This is a genomic window from Streptomyces sp. NPDC027672, from assembly GCF_055566335.1.
Genome location: NZ_JBVHSO010000002.1, coordinates 313,569 through 331,012, shown reverse-complemented (window position 1 = coordinate 331,012; position 17,444 = coordinate 313,569). Strand labels below are relative to the sequence as shown.

Here is a 17,444-nt window from a genome sequence, read left to right as displayed (position 1 = left end):
AGTGGCCGAACTTCACGTCGCACCATAGATGCCTGAGGCATCTAATGAAGATCGGCACGACGCACCTCCCGACGTCTGCGAGGTCTTTCCATGACGGAACTGACGGACACCACCGGCCCGGCTGCCGCGGCCGGACCCGTCGCCTTCCCGCAGGACCGCTCCTGTCCCTACCACCCGCCCACCGGCTACGCCCCCCTGCGCGACGGGCGGTCCCTGTCGCGCGCCACCCTCTACGACGGCCGCGAGGTCTGGCTGGTCACCGCGCGGAACACCGCCCGCGCCCTGCTCGCCGACCCCCGTCTGTCCACCGACCGCCGCCGCTCCGGCTTCCCCGCGCAGACGCCGCGCTTCCAGGCCGGCCTCAGCCGCAAAGTGGCCCTGCTCGGGCTGGACGACCCCGAGCACCAGCGGCAGCGCCGGATGCTCATCCCGGCGTTCACCGTCAAACGCGCCGCCGCGCTGCGCCCCTGGATCCAGCGCATCGTGGACGAACTGCTGGACACGATGATCGCGCGCGGTCCGGTCGCCGACCTGGTCACCGCCTTCGCGCTGCCATTGCCCTCGATGGTCATCTGCGGTCTGCTCGGCGTGCCCTACGCCGACCACGAGTTCTTCGAGGCGCAGTCCCGCCGGCTGCTGCGCGGTCCGACCGGCGCCGACACGCTGGACGCCCGGGACCGGCTGGAGCAGTACATGGGCGAGCTGATCGACAGCAAGGCGAAGGAAGCCGAGCCCGGCGACGGCATCCTCGACGACCTCGTCCGCCACCGGCTGCCCACGGGCGAACTGGACCGGACCGACCTGATCTCCCTCGCCCTCATCCTGCTGGTCGCCGGGCACGAGACGACGGCCAACATGATCTCCCTGGGCACCTACACCCTGCTGCGGCACCCCGCCCGGCTGGCCGAACTGCGCGCCGACCCGGCGCTGCTGCCCACCGCCGTCGAGGAACTGCTGCGGATGCTGTCCATCGCCGAAGGGTTGCAGCGGGTGGCGTTGGAGGACATCGAGGTCGAGGGCATCACGATCCGGGCCGGCGACGGGGTGCTCTTCTCGACGTCGGTGATCAACCGGGACACGTCCGTGTACGACGGCCCCGACGATCTCGACTTCCACCGCGCCGACCGCCACCACGTGGCGTTCGGCTTCGGCATCCACCAGTGCCTGGGCCAGAACCTGGCCCGCGCGGAACTGGAGATCGCCCTCGGCAGCCTGTTCACCCGGCTGCCCGGGCTGCGCCTCGCCGCCCCGGCCGAGGACATCCCGTTCAAACCGGGCGACACGGTGCAGGGGATGCTGGAACTCCCCGTGACCTGGTAAGAGGCTTCACTCATGCATATGGACATCGAGATCGACAAGGACGTCTGCATCGGTGCGGGGCAGTGCGCGCTGGCCGCGCCGGGCGTCTTCACCCAGGACGACGACGGCTACAGCGCCCTGCTGCCCGGCAGCGAGGAGGGCGTCGGGGACCCGATGGTCCGGGAGGCGGCCCGCGCCTGCCCGGTCAGCGCCATCACCGTGCGGGAGCGCACCGCCTGACGGCCCGCGGTACGGCGGCCCCGGCCGCCGTACCGCCGTACCGGCCCGCCTCCGGGACGGGCGATACGGTCAGCGCACCGCGCGGACGTACGCGGCGCTGCCCGGGGTGGTCACGTCCCGGTCCCGGCGGACGATGCTCAGCCGGCCGGCCCAGCGGGCGCGGGCCGCGCCCAGACCGCGGTCGGTGTACTCGATGTCCACCACCCGGTCGTCGAACGCCTTCGCGTACACCCCGCACTCGTCGTACTGGCCGCACTCCTCCGCCACCGCGAAGTCCAGTCCGGCCCGCTGGCGCCGCCCGGCCAGTTCGGCCGTGTTCTTCTGCGCGATGGCCAGGTGCCGGGCGTGCGCGTGCCGGGAGAGCAGACGCATGAACGCGAGCGCGTCGGCCGTGCCGAGCAGCCCGTGCGAGCGGGTGTAGCTGTCGTAGTTGTCGGGTTCGACGGCGTCGAAGCCCTTGTCCGCGCAGTCGTCGATCCAGCGGTTCACCCGTTGCGCCACCCGTTCCCGCTTGGCCGGGGTGCGCAGGTCCAGCAACGGCTCGTTCCAGTCCTCGTCGATGACGGGCCTGCCGTGCCCGTCGCGCAGCAGCAGGCCGGCCGGCCAGGAGGCGCGCTCGGCGGGCTGGGCCTGGAACGCGTTGACGTAGCAGATGTTGTACAGGCCCGGCGCCGGGCGGTCGGAGCGGTCGCGGCTGACGATCCGTACGCCCGGCGGCGGGGGATAGGCGCCGCCGATCTGGTAGTCGAAGCCGGCACCGCGCGGCGGCAGCCGCACCGCGGCGGGCTTCGGGGAGCCGTGCCGCTCCGTGCCGCCGGAGGCGCAGCCGGCCAGGACCGACGCCGTGACGGTCAGGGCCGCCGCCAGGGCGCCCAGGGCCGCGCGCGACGCCGGGGTGCGCGCATCTCCGGTGGGGGGCACATCCGCTCCATTCCGCCCACGCCGGGCGGCGCGGCACAGGCCAGGATCAAATCCCCCGCCCGCTCCCGTCGTCAAGTCAGGCCGGGCGGCCACCCCGTAGGCTCGGCCACGACCGTCGTTTCCAAGGCAGGAGCAGCAACGATGCGGTATGTGAAGCTCGGAAGGACCGGCCTGGACGTCTCGCGGATCTGTCTGGGCTGCATGACGTACGGCGTGCCGGACCGCGGCACCCACGAGTGGACGCTCGACGAGGAGGCGTCCCGTCCGCTGATCCGGCAGGCGCTGGAGGCGGGCGTCAACTTCTTCGACACCGCCAACATCTACTCCGACGGCACCAGCGAGGAGATCGTCGGCAGGGCCCTGCGGGACTTCGCCCGCCGTGACGAGATCGTGCTGGCCACGAAGGTGCACGGCCGGATGCGGCCGGGTCCCAACGGCGCCGGGCTGTCCCGCAAGGCCGTCATGACCGAGATCGACCACAGCCTGCGCCGCCTGGGCACCGACTACGTCGACCTCTACCAGATCCACCGCTACGACCACGACACTCCGGTCGAGGAGACGATGGAGGCGCTGCACGATCTGGTCAAGGCGGGAAAGGTCCGTTATATCGGCGCGAGTTCGATGTACGCGTGGGAGTTCGCCAAGGCGCAGTACACCGCCGAGCGGAACGGCTGGACCAAGTTCGTTTCCATGCAGAACCACTACAACCTGCTCTACCGCGAGGAGGAGCGCGAGATGCTGCCCCTCTGCGCGGACCAGGGCGTCGGCGTGCTGCCGTGGAGCCCGCTCGCCCGGGGCCGGCTCACCCGCGACTGGGGCACGGTCACCGGACGCAGCACCACCGACGACTTCGGCAGCCGGCTGTACCTGGAGAGCGACCGCGCGATCGTCGAGGCGGTCACCCGGATCGCGGCCGGCCGGGGCGTGCCGCGCGCCCGGGTGGCCCTCGCCTGGCTGCTGCACCAGGACACCGTGACGGCACCGATCGTCGGCGCCGCCAAGCCGCAGCACATCGAGGACGCGGTGGCCGCCGTAGAGCTGGAACTGACGGACGAGGAGATCTCGGAACTGGGGCAGCCGTACACCCCGCGCGCCGTCAGCGGTCACTGAAAGCGGAAAACCGCCGCCCTTGACGGAATGTCAACAAAGAAAGCTCCGCGGTAAATTCCGGGAATCGCGGAATCTCTTGTTCGGGCCTGTTCCGCTGTGCAAAAGTGAGCGCGGCTTCACAAGAGCCGCTTCGCAGGGACGTTCGAGTTTCCTCACGTCTTTCTCTGCCAGTTGGTATGGACTTATTCCGTCATGCGCGTCGGGAGGAATGCGGCCGTGACCGAGGCGGGCCCGTCGGACGAACAGCTGAGCGGTGCGCTGAAGAACTGGACGGGCGCGTCACCGGCGCCGCATCCCGTCGGCGCGCTCCTCGACCGGCACTGGGCGGCGGCCCTGGCCTACGCCCGGCTGTGCGCCGACGGGCCGCGCGCCGCGGGCATGCTGACCACCGCCGCCTTCACCCGGCTGTTCGGCGACTGCCTCCGCCAGGCCGGCCCCGGTGCCGCCTGGCGGCCCCAGGTGCTGGTCGCCGTCCGCCGTATCGCGGCCGAGTGGAGCGCCGACGAGCGCCGGGAACTCCTCCACCCCGCCCTGCGGTCCGACGCCCGGACCCTGCTGCGCCCGGCACCCGGCCGGCCCCTGCTCTCCCGCGCCTTCCGCCGGCTGCCCGACACCGCGCGCGCCGTGCTGTGGCACACCGAGGTCGAGTCCGAACCCCTCGCCGTACCCGCCGCGCTGCTCGGCCTGGACGAGGAGGACACCCGCGCCGCGCTGCGCCGGGCCCGCGAACGGCTGCGCGAGGAATGCCTCCAGGCACACCGCGAACTGGCCTTGCGGGAGGAGTGCCGGCGCTATCCGCGGCTGCTCGACGTGACCTTCCGGCGGCCCGGCACCGCGATGGACCCCGATCTGCGCCGGCACCTGGCCGGCTGCGCCCACTGCGACCGCACCGCCGAGCAACTCGCCCGGTTCCACGGCGGCCTGGGCCTCGCCCTCGCCGAGGCGGTCCTCGGCTGGCACGCCCACGCCTATGTGACGGCCCGCGCAACCCACGCCGACGAGCCGTCCGCCCCGCCCCGGGCGGACACCGCCGTCACACCGGCGCCGACGGACACCCGCGTCACACCGGCAGCGGCGGACGCCGCCGTCACACCGACCGCGCGGGACGCCGCCGGACCGGCCGGGGAGGGCACCGCGTCGGGCGCCGGGGGCGGTGGTGTCTTCCGGGGCGCGGACGGCGAGGTGTCTCGGGGTCCGGTGTCCGGGGCGTTCTGGGGGTCGGTCTCGGGGGTGTTCCGGGGTCGGGGCGGTGGCGTGTTGCGGGGCGCGGACGGCGAGGCTCCCTGGGGACCGGTGTCCCGGGGCCCGGTGTCCGGGGCGTTCTGGGGCCCGGTGTTGGGGGTGTTCCGGGGTCGGGGCGACGGCGTGTTGCGGGGTGCGGATGCCGAGGCTCCCCGGGGACCGGACGGCGAGGCTCCCTGGGGACCGGTGTCCGAGGCGTCCCGGGGGTCGATGCCCGGGGTGTTCCGGGATCGGGGTGCCGGTGTGCCTCCGAGGCGGGGCGCCGACGCGGCCGGGGAGGGCCGGGCCGGTGGCGGACCGGGCCCGTCGGATGTCCCGGGTGCGCGGGCCGGTCGGCGTCGGGCGGCCGGGCGGAGCGGGCCGCTGTCCCGTCGCGGGGCCGCCGGTGCCCCGGATGCCGGGGCGGGACCCGAACCCGCGCGTGCCGGTGTGCCGGAGCGGGGCGCCGACGCGGCCGGGGAGCGCCGGGCCGGTGGCGGACCGGGGCCGTCGGGTGTCCCGGGTGCGCGGACTGGCCGGCGTCGGGCGGCCGGCTGGAGCGGGTCGCTGACCGGTCGCGGCGTCGCCGGTGCCCCGGATGCCGGGGCGGGACCCGAACCCGCGCGTGCCAGCGTGTCTCCGGGGTGGGGCCCCGGTGCGGCCCCGGCCGGGGAGCGCCGCGCGGGCGGTGAACCGGGCCCGTCGGGTGTCCCGGGTGCGCGGACTGGCCGGCGTCGGGCGGCCGGCTGGAGCGGGTCGCTGACCGGTCGCGGCGCCGTCGGTGCCCCGGATGCCGGGGCGGGATCCGGACCCGCGCGTGCCGGTGTGCCTCCGAGGCGGGGCGCCGACGCGGCCGGTGGCGAGCCGGGGTCGTCGGGTGTGCCGGGTGTGCGGGACGGTCGGCGTCGGGCGGTCGGGCGGAGTGGGTCGCTGACCCGTCGTGGCGTCGCCGGTGTCCCGGATGCCGGGGCGGGATCCGGACCCGTGCCCGTCTCCCGGCGGTCCGCGCAGCGGGCCGCCCGGCGGGTGCGGCGCCGGCATCTCGCGCTGGCCGGCGCCCTCGCCGGCGGTCTGGTCGTCCTGCCGGTCGCGCTGTGGTCGGTGGCCGGTTCCGGCGGCGTCTCCGCGCCCGCCGGGACGCCGGGCGGCGGCGCGGCCTCGCCCGGCGCTTCCTGGGCCGGGACCGGCCCGTCGCGGGGCACCCCGCACGGCGGGCTGCGCGACCTCGCCTCCGGGCTGTGCGTCGGCGTCGTGGGCGACCGGGCCGTCCCGGGCGCCGAGACGGAACTGACCGGCTGCTCCGCCGCCGCGAGCCGGCAGTGGACGTACGACAAGGACGGGCTGCTGCGCAGCGCCGCCGCGCCCGGTCTGTGCCTGGACTCCCGCCTCGGCTACTCGGTCCGCCTCGCGCCGTGCCCGGCCGCCGGCGAGGCCGCCCCCGGCCTGCGCTACGACTTCACCCGCCAGGGCGGCGCCCTGGTGCCGCGCTCGGACCGGGCACTGGCCCTCACCCCGGCCGCGACGGACGGCTCCGGCGCCCTCGTGCTCAAGACCCGCGCGCCGGGCCCCGCCCAGCGCTGGACCGTCGGCGCCGCCCCCGCGGACCCGCGGATGGCGAGCGCCAAGTGGGGCACCGGCAGCCGGGCACCGGCCGCACGGGGTCACGGGTGACGCGGCGGCGGAGGCGGGAGCGTGCCCAGGCCCGGGGCCGGTTGCGGCCACACCAGCAGGACCGGGCAGGGCGCGTGGTCGACGGCGAACCGGACGGCGGGGCCGAGGCTTTTCGGCCCGAGGCGGGACCGGTCCCCGTCCCGGGCCAGCACCAGCAGCCCCGCTCCCTCGGCCGCGGCCACCACCTCCCGCTCCACCCGGCCCGACCGCTCCACGCGCACACAGGGCCGGCCCAGGCGCCGGGCCGCCGCGTCGAGCAGCGCGGCCGCCGACGTGCCGCCCAGCGCCTCCAGCCGGTCGCCCGGATCGCGCTGCCAGCCCTCGGCCGGACCGTGCCCCGGCCGGTGACCGCGCCCGAGCAGCCCGGCGAACGCGCCGTGCGCCACCGTGGGCACGTCCGGTCCGCTCACATGGAGCAGCACCACCTCGGCGTCGTCCGGCGCATGGGCGCGCACGGCGTCCACACAGGCCGGCCAGGTGCCCTCCACCACCCAGGCGATCACCCGCATCCCTCGGCCTCCCTCCGTCGCGCGCGCCGCTAGAGCAGCCGCAGCGATCCCCACAGTGCCACCACCGCGACGGCGAGCGAGGACGGCACGGCGAGCAGTCCGAGCCGGGTGAACTCCCCGAGGTCCACGTCGTGCTCGTGCTGGTGCACGATCCGCCGCCACAGCAGCGTGGCCAGCGACCCGGCGTAGGTCAGGTTCGGGCCGATGTTCACGCCGAGCAGCACCGCGAGGACCGCTCCCGGCCCCGAGGCCGCCGCCAGCGGCAGCAGCACCAGCACCGCGGGCAGGTTGTTGATCAGGTTGGCCAGCAGGGCGGCGAGCGCGGCGGTCCCGAGCAGCGCGGTCAGCCCCGTGCCGCCCGGCACGACCCGCCCCAGCACGTCCGCGAGTCCGTTGTCGACCACCGCCCGCACCACGACGCCCAGCGCCAGCACGAACGCCAGGAAGGCCGGGGCCGCCGCCCGGACGACCGTCAGCGGGCTCGCCCGGCGCCGCACCACCGCCCGCCCGGCCAGCACCAGCGCGCCCGCGGCCGCCACCCAGGCCGGTTCGACGCCGAACGCCGACGCCACCACGAACCCGGCCAGCGTGCAGCCGACGGTCACCAGCGCGAACAGCGGCAGCCGCGGTGCCGCGCCGGTCTCCCGGTCCGCCACGGCCGCCGCCGCCAGGTCCCGGGCGAAGAACCGCCGGAACACCAGGTACTCGACGCCGATCGCGGCCAGCCACGGCAGCGCCATCAGCGCCGCGAACCGGGTGAAGCTCAGCCCGCTCGCCGCGAACGCCAGCAGGTTCGTCAGATTGGACACCGGCAGCAGCAGCGACGCCGTGTTCGACAGATGCGTGCAGGCGTACACGTGCGGTTTGGGGCGTACGCCGGTGCGCGCGGCCGTGGCGAAGACCACCGGAGTGAGCAGCACGACCGTCGCGTCCAGGCTGAGCACGGCGGTGATCGCCGACGCCAGCGCGAACACGGCCGTCAGCAGCCGCACCGGCCGCCCCGCCGCCCAGCGGGCCGTCCACGCCCCGCACGCCTGGAACAGCCCCTCCACATCACAGAAATGGGCGAGCACCAGCACGGCCGCCAGGAACCCGACCACCGGGCCGAGCCGTTCGGCCTCGGCCCGGGCGTGCCCGAGCGAGAGGGCGCCGGTGGCGACCGCGATCCCGGCGGCGGGCACGGCCAGCACCGCCTCCGGGAGCCCGAAGGGCCGTACGACGGCCCAGACCAGCACGGCGGCCAGCAGGACGGCGGACAGGGCCTCGGCGAGCGGGGTGTTCAGGGCGGGTCCTTCCGGAGGTGATCACCAGGGTGCCCGCCCATGAAAACAGACCGCAGCGAACGGGTGACGACGACCCGGTGCCCGCCGCGCCGGGGAACTCCGCCGGCGGATCAGGGGCCGGTGCCGGGGCCGAGCACCGTCAGCCGGACGGCGGAGGAGGTGCCGGACACCGGTACCGGCCCGCCCGGCCAGCTCACCTTCAACGGGTCCCGCTCGTCCGGCGGGGTGACCACCAGCACGGCCGGGGTGGCCGCCTTCGCACCGCTGACACCCGGGTTGGAGAAGGTCAGCCCGGCCCAGGCGCTCTGCCCCGGCCGCAGGGTGACGGTCACCGCGGAACCCGGCGCACGCCGGGGATCCGCGCCGAGCTGGGCACCGGAGCGGTTCACGAAGGCCGCGCCCGGATAGCCGCGCACGGTGCAGGTGCGGCCGGAGGCGTTGGTGAGCACCAGCGGGAAGTTCTCCTGGCCGGCGCCCGGGTCGTTGCGGCCCACGGCGGCCCGCAGCTCGGAGGTGTGGCAGCGGGAGCCGGCCGCGGCCGTCGCGGGCGGGGCCGCTCCACCGTGGCCCGTGGACGACGCCGTCCCGCGCGGCGGGGCCGGCGTGGCGGCGGTGGGGGAGGCGGAGGCGGACGGGGTACCGGGCGGGGCGGCCGGCGTGGACGCCGGGGCACTCGGGGTGTCCCGCGCGGGCGCGGCCGTACCGGAGTCCGTGACCGGTGGACCGCCGCGGACGCCGTCACCGCCGCCGCAGGCGGTCAGCAGGCCCAGCACGGCGGCCGTGCCCACGAGCAGGGCCCCGTGCCGCGTGGACCGGGGGGTGTGCACCATGTCGCTCCACACTCCTGAAGAATCACGGCACGCGACCGCACGCGTGCCTGGGCGCCGGGTGCGCCGTTCTCACCGTCCGATGCGCGGACCGCCGGAAAAGTTCGGAGCACGCCGGGTTCTCTTCCCCGCCGCGGCCCCCGGCAGGCGTGGTCAGGCCACCCGCAGGGAGCGCAGCACGCCGTCGGTCGCGCCGTCGTCGCCCCGCTGACGCACCTGCACATATACCTGCGGCCGGGCGCCGCCGCCCGCCGGGGCCAGCGCGCACTCGGTGACCGAACCGCCGTCCGGGCAGCCGCTCCAGGACCGGACCAGGCCGCGCCAGGCGGCGTCCGCGAAGGCACGGGCGCCCGAATGGCGGCAACCCGGATGGGTGAGCGCCCTGACCCGGGCGGTGACGCCGCCGCGCGCGCTGACACCGACGAACACCCCGTCGACGGGGGCCGCCGGATCGGACCAGTGGGACAGGTCGTCGGCCACCACCAGGCCCGGCTCGCGTCCCGCCGCCAGCCCGAGCGCGCGCGGGTCCCAGCCCGAGCCGCGCAGCTCGCGGCCCCAGCCGGCGGGCACCGCCAGCGTCACCCGCCCGCCGGCGTCCGTGATCCGCACCGTGTCCGGCCCGCCGCCGCCCCGGTGCGCCGCCACGGTCACCGGGACCACGACGGCGGCGAGGACGGCGGCGAGGGCCAGGGCCGCCCCGCGGAACCGGCTGCGCGGCCCGGCCGGCCGCCACGGGACCCGGCCGGCCCGCACCCGCCGTACCGGCCCCGCGGCCAGCCGGTCCAGCTCCTCGGCGAACGCCAGGGCGCCCGGCCAGCGCCGCTCCCGGTCCGGTTCCAGCGCCCGCAGCAGCGCCCGCTCCACGTCCTCGCCGAGTTCCGGCCGCAGCCGCCGCGGCCGGACCACCTTGCCGGGCGGGCCGGGCACGGTCCCGGTGAGCAGCGCGTAGCCGACCGCGCCCAGGCTGTAGACGTCCGCCCGCTCGTCGATGCCCGCGCCCGGCTCGGCCTGCTCCGGCGGCCGGTAGCCGGCCGAACCCGCCGCCAGCGTCAGCACCGACGCCTGCGCGAGGCTCTTGGCCAGGCCCAGGTCGGCCAGCAGCACCCGCCGGGCGCCGTCCGGGGCGGTGTGCAGCAGCACGTTGGCCGGCTTGATGTCGCGGTGCACGATGCCCGCCTCGTGCAGCGCGGCGGCACCGCGCGCGGCCTCGGCGGTCAGCGCCAGCGCGTCCGGCACCGGCGGCACACCCTCCGCGAGCAGGTCGGCGAGGGTTCCGCAGCCGGCGTACTCCATCACGAAGTACGGCCTGCCGTCCGGGAGTTCGCCGATGTCGTAGACCTGCACCACCCGGCCGGAACCGGCCTGGCGCAGCAACCGGGCCTCGGCCAGGAAGCGTTCCCTGACGTCGAGCCGCTGCGACCAGTTCTCGGCGAGGACCTTCACCGCCACCGGCGCCTGGAGTCCAGGATCGTGGGCGAGCCACACCGTGGCGAAGGCACCGCTGCCGAGCGGCCGTTCGAGACGGTACCGGCCGATCCGCTCCAGGGGACGCATACGACTATCATGCCTGGGCCGGGACAGACGCGGAGGGGGCCGTCCCATGCAGGACCAGGCGCCGGTGGAGGACCTCGCGCGGCGGGCCGCCGCAGGTGACGGCGCGGCCCTGGACCGGCTGCTGGCCGAGATCCGGCCCGAGACCGTGCGCCGCTGCGGGCGCTTCCTGCCCTGCCGGGAGGACGCCGAGGAGGCCGCCCAGGACGTGCTGCTCCAAGTGGCCCGGCACATCTCCGGGTTCGAGGGCCGCAGCCGCTTCGGCACCTGGCTGTACACGGTCGTCGCCAACTGCTGCCGGCAGAAGTACCGGGAACTGAAGCGGCGGGCCGCCGAACAGCCCGCCGTGATCGAACCGGCGCACGCCGTCGACCCGCGCACCACCAGCGTCATCGCCGGCTCCCGGGTCGATCTGCTGGAGGCCCTGGAGCGCCTGGAGCGGGAGCGCCCGCAGCTCGTCGCGCCGCTGGTCTACCGGGACATCTGCCAACTGGACTACGCCGAGGCCGCCGAGCGCGCCGGCATCCCGCTCGGCACGCTCAAGTCCCGGCTGCACGAGGCCCGCAAGCGGATACGGCCCTGGCTGACGGTGTCCTGACCCGTCAGTGGTCCTCCTCGAACAGCGGCAGCTCGGCCCAGATCGTCTTGCCCTCCGCGGTGTGCCGGCTGCCCCAGCGCTGGGTGAGCTGGGCGACCAGCAGCAGACCTCGGCCGCCCTCGTCGAAGACCTTGGCCCGGCGCAGGTGCGGGGCGGTGTGGCTGCTGTCGAAGACCTCGCAGATCAGCGTGGAGGCGTCATGGATGAGCCGCAGCCGGATCGGATGGGAGCCGTACCGGATGGCGTTGGTGACCAGTTCGCTGACCACCAGCTCCGCCGTGAACGACGCCTCGCTCAGCGACCACGCGGCCAGTTGTTCCACCACCTGCTTGCGGACCGGCGCGACCAGTGCCGGGTCGGCCGGGATGTCCCAGCTCGCCACCTGCGAGGCGGGCAGGCCGTGGGTGCGGGCGAGCAGCAGCGCCACGTCGTCGGGGGCGCCGCCGGACGGCAGCAGCGTGTGCAGCACCCGGTCACAGGTCTCGTCCAGCGAGTCCGTGTACGCCGCCAGCGTCTCGTGCAGCAGCTCCCGGCTGGTCTCCGGGTCCCGCTCCCGGGCCCACACCAGCCCGTCCGTGTACAGCGCGAGGACGGTGCCCTCGGGCAGTTCCACCTCGGTGGACTCGAAGGGCAGCCCGCCCAGACCCAGCGGCGGACCGGCGGGCACGTCCAGCGCCTCCGGCGGGCCGCCCGGCCGCAGCACCACGGGCGGCGGATGCCCGGCGCGGGCCAGGGTGCAGCGCCGGGACACCGGGTCGTAGACGGCGTACAGGCAGGTCGCGCCGACCTCGCCGGGACCGCCGTCCGCACCGGAGGCGTCCGCGCCGCCGGACTCGTCCGACAGCCGCAGCACCAGGTCGTCGAGGTGGGTCAGCAGCTCGTCCGGGGCCAGGTCGATGTCGGCCAGGGTGCGGACGGCGGTGCGCAGCCGGCCCATGGTGGCCGAGGCCTGGATGCCGTGCCCGACCACGTCCCCGACGACCATCGCGACCCGCATCCCGGACAGCGGGATCACGTCGAACCAGTCGCCGCCCACCCCGGCGCGCGCGGCCGGCAGATAGCGCGAGCACGCCTCCAGCGCGGCGGTGCGCGGCAGGGTGCGGGGCAGCAGACTGCGCTGGAGCGCGAGCGCGGTCTCCCGCTCGCGCGAGTAGCGGCGGGCGTTGTCGATGCAGACGGCGGCCCGCGCGGTGATCTCCTCGGCCAGCAGCACGTCGTCCGCGGTGAACGCCTCCGGGCGCCGGTGCCGGGTGAGCACCGCGATGCCCAGGGTCAGCCCGCGTGCCTGGATCGGCACCGACATCGAGGAGTGGATGCCGTACCGCCGCACCCGCTCATCGCGTCCTCCGTGCCAGGCCGGCCGCGGGTCCGCCGCGCCGTCCGCCGCCGAGGTGGTCAGGGTGCGTCCCTGGGCCAGCGCGTCCGCCTGCGGCGAGGACCGCGGATACCGCTCGGTCTGCCCGGGGGCGATCACCGCCTCCGGCACGCCGTCGAGCACGGACTGGTGGGCGGCGCGGCGCAGCCGTACCGGCGCGGTGACCCGGGCCGGGGGCTCGCCGCCGTACTCCTGGGGGTCGAGCAGGTCGATGGTGACGAAGTCGGCGAGCGCGGGCACGCACATGTCCGCCAGTTCCTGGGCGGTCCGGGTGACGTCGAGCGTGGTCCCGATGCGCACGCTGGCCTCGTTGACCAGGTGCAGCCGCTGCCGGGCCCGCTGGTTGTCGGTGACGTCGTGCGCGGTCATGCACACGCCCCGCACCCGGCCCTCGGCGTCCCGGACCGGCGCCATCCGGGCGAGCCAGGCGTGGGCCCGGTCCTCGCCGCCGGTGCGCAGGAAGATCTCGACGTCCAGCGGCCGGCCCGAGGTCAGCACCCTGAGCAGGTTCCGCTCCAGTTCCTCGCTCTGCGGTTTGCCGCCGATCTCGGCGATCCGCAGCCCCCGCACCCGCTCCTGCGGCAGTCCGACGACGGCGGCCATCGCCTCGTTCATCCGGCGCAGCCGCAGCCGTTCGTCGTACACGGAGATCGCGCAGGGCGACTGGTCCAGGCCCGCGTCGGCGAGCGGGTCGCGCGCGGCGGACGGCTCGGCGCCGGGGAGCGGGGTGACCACGAGCCAGTGGCCCGGGTGCCCGTCGCGCGGCGGGAGGTGGTGGGCGAGCAGCCACACGGGGACCGTACGGCCGTCCAGGTGGCGCAGGCCGACCGTGCCCGCCCAGCGGGGGCCGGCGGGCGGCGCGGGGGCGGCAGCGGCCAGCAGGCCGGCGGCGGGGCGGCCTACGACGGTGTCCGCCGGGTGGCCGAGCAGGCGCCGGGCCCCCTCGTTCCACTCCACCAGCGTGCCGTCGTCGCCGATGACAGCGCGGGCCGTGGCCGCATCGTCGAACGGATAGACCCGGCTCATCGTCGCCGCTCCCAAGGGCACACTCACAGTGAACAGATGGCACCACCCGTGTCCCAGCGTAGTGCTTCACGACCTTCCGCGGACGCCGGTGCCGGGCCCCGGCGGGCCGCCCGGCCGCCCGGCCGCCCGGCCGGACCCGGCGGGAGCGGCCGGGAGCGGCCGGGAACGGGTCCGCGGCACCCGGCCGGCCGGGCGCGGCGGATCGCCGCGACCCGCTCGTCCGCGACCGGCCCTGCCCCCTGGACCGCCCCGGCCGGTACCGCGACGGGTGCCGCCCCACCTGCGCGTATTTACGCGCGAGTACCCGCGCGGTACCGTGGAGGCATGCCAGCTCTCAACGTGGAGTTCAGCGATCGGGAACTCGAGGACCTGCGCCAGATCGCCAAGGAGCGCGGGACGTCGATGAAGGCGCTGGTGCGTGAGGCCGCCGCCGCCGACATCGCCCGGCACCGGGCCCTCCAGGAGGGCGCGGAGGCGTTCCGCCGCTTCTTCGCCGGCCACGCCGAGGAGTTCGCGGCGGCCTTCCCGGACGACGAGCGCCCCGTGCGCGGCCGGGCCGCCTGACCGATGCCCTCCGTCATCCACATCGACGTCCCCTGGCTGCTCCAGCGGCACGAGGAGGTCCTGCCCGACCAGCCCGCCGTGGACGACTTCTCCGCGCTGGTCGCGGCCGTCGCCCGGCACCGGGTGGACCCGCCCCGGCTCGGTGTCGACTCCGACGCGGCCTGGCGGGCCGCCGCGCTGCTGCACACCCTGGCCGTGCTCAAGCCGCTGCCCGCGGCCAACGCCCGGTTCGCCTGTGCCACCGCCGTGGCCTACATGTTCGTCAGCGACGCCGGCATCGACCCGCCCTACGGCGCCCTCGTCGACCTGGCCCGCGACCTGATCTCCGGCAAGACCGACGTCTACGGCGCCGCCGACCGGCTGCGCTCCTGGCAGATCTGACCCGCGGCCGGCCCGGCCCGGCCGGCGGGGGAGGCCGCCGGGGCCGCCGGCCGGGACCGGGCCCTCCGGGGAGGGCCGCTGCCCACTGCACCACCGGCCGCGCACGCCCGGGAAGCGTGCGCGGCCGGCCGGTGCGCGCGTCCGCCGCACACGGGGCGCGCGCCGAGGGCCGCGAGTGTCCCGGGGAGACCTAGTCCGGCTCCAGTGCCGTCCGGTCCACCGTGTCCAAGGCGGCGTGGCCGGACAGGGCCAGGGTGAGGTCGAACTCCGCCAGCAGGCAGCGGATGACGTGTGCCACGCCCGCCTGGCCGTCCAGACCGAGTCCGTAGGCGTACGGCCGGCCCAGCAGGACCGCCCGCGCGCCGAGGGCGAGGGCCTTGAACACGTCGTCGCCGGTGCGCACCCCGCTGTCGAACAGGACCGTCAGCCGGTCGCCGGCCGCGTCCACGACCCGGGGCAGCGCGTCGGCGGCCGCGACGGAGCCGGCCACCTGCCGGCCGCCGTGGTTGGAGACCACCACGCCGTCCATCCCGGCGTCCGCGGCGAGGCGGGCGTCGTCCGGGTGCAGCACGCCCTTGAGGACGATCGGCCCGTCCCAGTGCTCGCGCAGGAAGGCCAGGTCAGGCCAGGTGTGGCCGGCGTCCCCGAACAGGCCGAGGAAGTGCAGCACCGCCGCCTTCGGGTCCTCCTCCACCGGCCGGGCGAGACCGGCCCGGAACGCCGGATCGGTGAAGTAGTTGGCGGTGCCCACCCCGTGCAGGAACGGCAGGTACGCCTGGTCGAGATCGCGGGGCCGCCACGCCAGCAGGGGCGTGTCCAGCGTGACCACCAGCACCGAGTAGCCGGCCCTCCGCGCCCGGGCGAGGAAGCTGCGGGTCACCTCGCGGTCCTTGCCCCAGTAGAGCTGGAACCACCTCTCGGCGTCCCCCATCGCCTCCGCCACCCGCTCCAGCGGCGTGCTCGACGCCGACGACAGGACGAACGGCACGCCCTGCGCGGCGGCGGCCCGGGCGGCGGCGGGCTCGGCGTCCGGATGCATGAGGGAGAGCACGCCGACCGGCGCCAGGGCGAGGGGCGCGGGCAGCGTCCGCCCGAACACCTCGGTCGTCAGGTCCCGTTCCCGCACGTCGCGCAGCATGCGGGGGACGATCCGGCGCCGGGCCAGGGCCGCCCGGTTGGCGCGGGCCGTGCCGCCGTCGCCCGCGCTGCCCGCGACATAGCCCACCGGACCGGGACCGAGCCGGTGCTCGGCCAGCTCCTCCAGGCGGGTCAGATCGGTCGGCAGCCGGGGCACCGTCCCCGTCATCCCGTTCAGATAGATCTCGTACTGGAAGTCCGCCCAGTGCTGCCCCATCCGTCCCTCCCCGGCAGTCGTCGGCCGTGTGCCCGCCCGACGATACCGACCGGTACGTCGGGCGAGGAGGGAGAGGGTGCCGGTCCGGTGCGCGGGCGGGGCGCGGGCCGGTCCGTCCCGGGATGGCGGACGGCCCGGCTCCTGGTGATCACTTCATGAACACAGGGAGTCATGAAGGGACGCGGAGGGGGCGGAGTCGGAATGTTTCAGGACGATTAACGAACCGCCGACTTTCGGCCATCCGGCCGTTTCCGTACCGGGGGAACCGCTCTGTTGCGGGGACCCGACGTTCGAATTCCGTGACTTCGCGCCACTGATTCAACACGAAAGGTTACCGAAACCCATGGGTTCGATGTGAGTTTCGCCCGCGGACTCGGCAGAGTGGCGCACGCCGCTCCACCGCCCCGACCGGGCTGGAGCCGGCACCTCGTCTGTTCGAGCGGAAGGATGCACACAATGCGGAACACCGCGCGCTGGGCTGCGGCCCTCGGCCTCACGGCCGCCGCCGTCTGCGGACCCCTGACCGGGGCCGCCGTCGCCGCACCGGGCGCCGCCCCGTCGTCGCTCTACGCCCCCTCGGCGCTGGTGCTCACCACCGGCCACGGCGACGACGCGGCCACGGCCACGCCGGAGCGCGCCGTCACCCTGAGCTGCGCGCCCACGGCCTCCGGCACCCATCCCGCCCCGGCCCAGGCCTGTGCGGAACTGCGCGGCCTGGGCGGCGACCTCGACGCCCTGAAGCCCGTCGACGGCGTGATGTGCACCAAGGTGTACGACCCGGTCGTCGTCACCGTCCAGGGCGTCTGGCAGGGCCAGCGCGTCTCCTACGAGCGCACCTTCGGCAACACCTGCGCGAGGGATGCCGTCGGCGGCAGCCTCTTCGCGTTCTAGAGACCGGGATCGCAGGGTGTCCCCGTGACGCCGGATCAGGCCCGCAACTGGGGAGTGCGGCCCCCTGGAGCGGGGAACCTGCGATCTCGCACCGGGACGGGCGGGCGGAGTGGGGCCGCCCGCGTCCCGGGCACACAGCCGCTCCCCGGGTCGGCCCGTGGGGGGCCTCCCCGGGGAGCGGCGAAAAACAACCGGTTTCAACCGTGTGCGCGAGCGCACACGAAGGTGGCGCGGATCACACCGGAAGCCCGGCGGCCGCGCCCACGGGTACGCAGAGCAACGCCCGGCCGACCGCGCACGCACCCGGGTGCCCGGCCCGCGCGAGCGCACTCCTCGTCGGCCGCGCCCCCGCGAAGTCACCGGACGGCCCGGCCGCGCGGTGACTCACCCGTCGCCCTCGGCCTGCTCCTGGGCCCCGGTGTTCGGCGTGATGGCGTCCCCGGCCTCGCCCGAGGACTTCTTGCCCCGGTCGTCCTCGTCGCGCTTGTCCTCGCGCTTCCCGGCCTCCTCGACCTCCCGGAGCACCTCCTCCACGGCCGTCTCCGGCCGGTCCTCATGGTCGTCACGGCCGTTCCCGCCCGGCATGGCGTCTCCTTTCGCCGTCGTGGTGATCTCTCCTGCGA

General features: G+C 75.8%; 16 protein-coding genes. 8 read left to right on the top strand and 8 right to left on the bottom strand.

The window, feature by feature from the left end; genetic code table 11:
• Positions 1-90: 90 nt before the first annotated feature.
• Positions 91-1,320, top strand: a complete 1,230-nt coding sequence (locus tag ACZ4SV_RS05800) for a cytochrome P450 (protein ID WP_468001704.1) — start codon at positions 91-93, stop codon at positions 1,318-1,320.
• An 18-nt stretch (positions 1,321-1,338) separates the two neighbouring features.
• Positions 1,339-1,539 (top strand): ferredoxin, encoded by a 201-nt coding sequence (locus ACZ4SV_RS05795; RefSeq protein ID WP_365941871.1) that lies wholly within the window; start codon positions 1,339-1,341, stop codon positions 1,537-1,539.
• Positions 1,540-1,608: 69 nt separating this feature from the next.
• Here the strand turns inward: ACZ4SV_RS05795 and ACZ4SV_RS05790 are convergent, their stop codons facing one another.
• Positions 1,609-2,460 (bottom strand): endo alpha-1,4 polygalactosaminidase, encoded by an 852-nt coding sequence (locus tag ACZ4SV_RS05790; RefSeq protein ID WP_468001701.1) that lies wholly within the window; start codon positions 2,458-2,460, stop codon positions 1,609-1,611.
• A gap of 141 nt (positions 2,461-2,601) precedes the next feature.
• On the opposite strand from ACZ4SV_RS05790, the gene ACZ4SV_RS05785 reads away from it, so the two are divergent.
• Positions 2,602-3,570 (top strand): aldo/keto reductase, encoded by a 969-nt coding sequence (locus tag ACZ4SV_RS05785; RefSeq protein ID WP_468001699.1) that lies wholly within the window; start codon positions 2,602-2,604, stop codon positions 3,568-3,570.
• 216 nt (positions 3,571-3,786) lie between these two features.
• A complete protein-coding gene (locus ACZ4SV_RS05780; protein ID WP_468001697.1) occupies positions 3,787-6,462 on the top strand; it encodes an RICIN domain-containing protein in 2,676 nt (891 codons plus the stop codon).
• Here the strand turns inward: ACZ4SV_RS05780 and ACZ4SV_RS05775 are convergent.
• The 4 genes from ACZ4SV_RS05775 to ACZ4SV_RS05760 all read right to left on the bottom strand — a co-directional run bounded on the left by ACZ4SV_RS05775 (position 6,453) and on the right by ACZ4SV_RS05760 (position 10,635).
• Positions 6,453-6,971: a universal stress protein gene (locus tag ACZ4SV_RS05775; protein WP_468001695.1), complete on the bottom strand. Its 519-nt coding sequence runs from the start codon at positions 6,969-6,971 to the stop codon at positions 6,453-6,455. The two genes, ACZ4SV_RS05780 and ACZ4SV_RS05775, sit on opposite strands and share 10 nt — an antisense overlap.
• Positions 6,972-7,000: 29 nt before the next feature.
• The gene (locus tag ACZ4SV_RS05770; RefSeq protein WP_468002486.1) at positions 7,001-8,254 is read right to left on the bottom strand and encodes an SLC13 family permease; all 1,254 of its coding nucleotides are present in this window, start codon (positions 8,252-8,254) and stop codon (positions 7,001-7,003) included.
• Positions 8,255-8,364: 110 nt separating this feature from the next.
• On the bottom strand, positions 8,365-9,084 hold the full coding sequence (locus tag ACZ4SV_RS05765; protein WP_468001693.1) for a DUF4232 domain-containing protein: 720 nt from the start codon (positions 9,082-9,084) through the stop codon (positions 8,365-8,367).
• A 150-nt stretch (positions 9,085-9,234) separates the two neighbouring features.
• A complete protein-coding gene (locus ACZ4SV_RS05760) occupies positions 9,235-10,635 on the bottom strand; it encodes a serine/threonine-protein kinase (RefSeq protein WP_468001691.1) in 1,401 nt (466 codons plus the stop codon).
• 46 nt (positions 10,636-10,681) lie between these two features.
• Here ACZ4SV_RS05760 and ACZ4SV_RS05755 point away from each other — a divergent pair, with 46 nt between their 5' ends.
• Positions 10,682-11,230: an RNA polymerase sigma factor gene (locus tag ACZ4SV_RS05755; RefSeq protein WP_365941875.1), complete on the top strand. Its 549-nt coding sequence runs from the start codon at positions 10,682-10,684 to the stop codon at positions 11,228-11,230.
• A 4-nt stretch (positions 11,231-11,234) separates the two neighbouring features.
• Here the strand turns inward: ACZ4SV_RS05755 and ACZ4SV_RS05750 are convergent, their stop codons facing one another.
• Positions 11,235-13,631 carry a SpoIIE family protein phosphatase gene (locus ACZ4SV_RS05750; RefSeq protein WP_468001689.1) on the bottom strand — a complete coding sequence of 799 codons (2,397 nt, stop codon included), beginning with the start codon at positions 13,629-13,631 and terminating at the stop codon, positions 11,235-11,237.
• Positions 13,632-13,955: 324 nt separating this feature from the next.
• On the opposite strand from ACZ4SV_RS05750, the gene ACZ4SV_RS05745 reads away from it, so the two are divergent.
• Complete coding sequence (locus tag ACZ4SV_RS05745; protein ID WP_365942263.1) at positions 13,956-14,195, top strand: hypothetical protein; 240 nt, start codon at positions 13,956-13,958, stop codon at positions 14,193-14,195.
• A 3-nt stretch (positions 14,196-14,198) separates the two neighbouring features.
• On the top strand, positions 14,199-14,576 hold the full coding sequence (locus ACZ4SV_RS05740) for a toxin Doc (protein ID WP_365942264.1): 378 nt from the start codon (positions 14,199-14,201) through the stop codon (positions 14,574-14,576).
• A gap of 190 nt (positions 14,577-14,766) precedes the next feature.
• Here the strand turns inward: ACZ4SV_RS05740 and ACZ4SV_RS05735 are convergent, their stop codons facing one another.
• Positions 14,767-15,930, bottom strand: coding sequence for a lactate 2-monooxygenase (locus tag ACZ4SV_RS05735; protein ID WP_468001686.1), 1,164 nt, complete (start codon positions 15,928-15,930; stop codon positions 14,767-14,769).
• A 456-nt stretch (positions 15,931-16,386) separates the two neighbouring features.
• Here ACZ4SV_RS05735 and ACZ4SV_RS05730 point away from each other — a divergent pair, with 456 nt between their 5' ends.
• Positions 16,387-16,821 carry a protease inhibitor gene (locus ACZ4SV_RS05730; RefSeq protein ID WP_397934992.1) on the top strand — a complete coding sequence of 145 codons (435 nt, stop codon included), beginning with the start codon at positions 16,387-16,389 and terminating at the stop codon, positions 16,819-16,821.
• Positions 16,822-17,205: 384 nt separating this feature from the next.
• Here ACZ4SV_RS05730 and ACZ4SV_RS05725 read toward each other — a convergent pair whose 3' ends face one another.
• Entirely contained in the window at positions 17,206-17,406 is a 201-nt protein-coding gene (locus ACZ4SV_RS05725) for a hypothetical protein (protein ID WP_397934991.1), read from the bottom strand.
• Positions 17,407-17,444 lie beyond the last annotated feature (38 nt).

Excerpts from the sequence above, each read along its gene's own strand:
- ACZ4SV_RS05800 (WP_468001704.1), top strand. The coding sequence starts at position 91 with ATGACGGAACTGACGGACACCACCGGCCCGGCTGCCGCGGCCGGACCC.
- ACZ4SV_RS05795 (WP_365941871.1), top strand. The coding sequence starts at position 1,339 with ATGGACATCGAGATCGACAAGGACGTCTGCATCGGTGCGGGGCAGTGC.
- ACZ4SV_RS05785 (WP_468001699.1), top strand. The coding sequence starts at position 2,602 with ATGCGGTATGTGAAGCTCGGAAGGACCGGCCTGGACGTCTCGCGGATC.
- ACZ4SV_RS05775 (WP_468001695.1), bottom strand. The coding sequence starts at position 6,971 with ATGCGGGTGATCGCCTGGGTGGTGGAGGGCACCTGGCCGGCCTGTGTG.
- ACZ4SV_RS05765 (WP_468001693.1), bottom strand. The coding sequence starts at position 9,084 with ATGGTGCACACCCCCCGGTCCACGCGGCACGGGGCCCTGCTCGTGGGC.
- ACZ4SV_RS05760 (WP_468001691.1), bottom strand. The coding sequence starts at position 10,635 with ATGCGTCCCCTGGAGCGGATCGGCCGGTACCGTCTCGAACGGCCGCTC.
- ACZ4SV_RS05755 (WP_365941875.1), top strand. The coding sequence starts at position 10,682 with ATGCAGGACCAGGCGCCGGTGGAGGACCTCGCGCGGCGGGCCGCCGCA.
- ACZ4SV_RS05750 (WP_468001689.1), bottom strand. The coding sequence starts at position 13,631 with ATGAGCCGGGTCTATCCGTTCGACGATGCGGCCACGGCCCGCGCTGTC.
- ACZ4SV_RS05745 (WP_365942263.1), top strand. The coding sequence starts at position 13,956 with ATGCCAGCTCTCAACGTGGAGTTCAGCGATCGGGAACTCGAGGACCTG.
- ACZ4SV_RS05740 (WP_365942264.1), top strand. The coding sequence starts at position 14,199 with ATGCCCTCCGTCATCCACATCGACGTCCCCTGGCTGCTCCAGCGGCAC.
- ACZ4SV_RS05735 (WP_468001686.1), bottom strand. The coding sequence starts at position 15,930 with ATGGGGCAGCACTGGGCGGACTTCCAGTACGAGATCTATCTGAACGGG.
- ACZ4SV_RS05730 (WP_397934992.1), top strand. The coding sequence starts at position 16,387 with ATGCGGAACACCGCGCGCTGGGCTGCGGCCCTCGGCCTCACGGCCGCC.
- ACZ4SV_RS05725 (WP_397934991.1), bottom strand. The coding sequence starts at position 17,406 with ATGCCGGGCGGGAACGGCCGTGACGACCATGAGGACCGGCCGGAGACG.